Origin of the sequence: Vallitalea longa (assembly GCF_027923465.1) — a bacterium.
GTDB lineage: Bacteria > Bacillota > Clostridia > Lachnospirales > Vallitaleaceae > Vallitalea > Vallitalea longa.
Map to the genome: position 1 here is coordinate 1 of NZ_BRLB01000050.1, position 883 is coordinate 883.

General features: G+C 37.5%; 3 rRNA genes. All 3 read right to left on the bottom strand.

The features are described from left to right. Positions 1-126, bottom strand: a 23S ribosomal RNA gene (locus tag QMG30_RS24760); the annotation flags it as partial. Positions 127-545: 419 nt separating this feature from the next. Continuing rightward, positions 546-663: ribosomal RNA gene (gene rrf / locus QMG30_RS24765) — 5S ribosomal RNA — on the bottom strand. A gap of 134 nt (positions 664-797) precedes the next feature. Next, positions 798-883: ribosomal RNA gene (locus QMG30_RS24770) — 16S ribosomal RNA — on the bottom strand; the annotation flags it as partial.

Below are 883 nucleotides of genomic sequence, written 5' to 3' on the forward strand. Positions count from 1 at the left end.
TTTCCCCATTCGGATATCTCCGGTTCGATGGCTATTTGCGCCTCCCCGAAGCTTTTCGCAGCTTATCACGTCCTTCATCGGCTCCTAGTGCCAAGGCATCCACCCTATGCTCTTATTAGCTTGACCTTCGTCTTGCTAAGAGCTAAGATTTACAAGTTATTTGTCGTAGCTTGTTCTTTTGCTTTGGTCTTTCTTGTTTCTTTAGTTACCATACGCGATATATGGTTACTAATTTTATTTCAAGGATTTTGATTTTATTTGATGTCTAATTATTTTATCTTCCTTATTTATTTCAGCTTACTATTTAATAGTCGCTTCTATAATATAAGTTAGATTTAATAATCTCAATGTGAAGTTTTCAATGTTCATTTGTTCTTTGGCTTGTGTTAAGCGCTAGGATATATTATCATAGTCACTAGGCTGTGTCAAGCACTTTTTTATTTTTTTTACTTTCATCTTTTCACGACTGTTAATTAAATCCTTTAACATATCTCTATACTAAAGAATTTGTTATTGTCATGTTTAGTTTTAAAAGTAAACTGGTAATCTGGCAGCCACCTACTCTCCCAGGTCGTTTCCAACCAAGTACCATCGGCCGTTTATGGCTTAACCATCGTGTTCGGTATGAGAACGGGTGTTTCCCATAGACGCATCGCCACCAGAAATTCTCTGTATTCACTTTGTTTTCTTCCTTGAATACTCAACAGTGAAACAATTACTATTCTTAGTTATTGTTTTTTCCATTCTTTTCCTTATATCTTTATAAGTTAGGCCTCGACCTTCCTTATTTTCCTTAGAAAGGAGGTGATCCAGCCGCACCTTCCGATACGGCTACCTTGTTACGACTTCACCCTAGTCATCGGCTTCACCTTCGACAGCTCTC